Below are 409 nucleotides of genomic sequence, written 5' to 3'. Positions count from 1 at the left end.
GCCGTAGTTCACGCACATGGTGAGCGTGAGCACGTCGTTCCCGCGGGTCAGCTGCTCGGCGAACTGCAGCTCCTTGATCACCGAGCCCCACAGCCGGGGCTTGCGCCCCGCCCATCGCACCCGCACGCCCCACTCGTTTAGCTGGTCGCGCCGCCGGTGCAGCACATCGCGGTTGTAGCCCATCAGGAAGCGCACCTCCTCGGGTGAGCGCGCCCAGTTCTCCGTGGAGAACGCGTACACCGACAGGTGCTTCACGCCGGCCTGGATGGCGCCTGCGACGACGTCGAGCAGCACCTCCTCGCCGGCCTTGTGACCCTCGATGCGGCTGAGCCCCCTGCGGTTCGCCCAGCGGCCGTTGCCGTCCATGACGATCGCGACGTGGTTCGGCACGGCGGGGAACTGCGGCGGG

1 protein-coding gene is annotated in these 409 nt (G+C 69.7%); it reads right to left on the bottom strand.

The genetic code is table 11. The features are described from left to right. The coding region (uppS, locus tag BGN97_RS14020; protein ID WP_292702727.1) for a polyprenyl diphosphate synthase at positions 1-409 on the bottom strand (409 nt) is incomplete at both ends.

Source organism: Microbacterium sp. 69-10 (assembly GCF_001897945.1).
Classification (GTDB): domain Bacteria; phylum Actinomycetota; class Actinomycetes; order Actinomycetales; family Microbacteriaceae; genus Microbacterium.
Note: the sequence above shows the minus strand (reverse complement) of the source record. Positions and strands in the feature narration are given on the sequence as shown.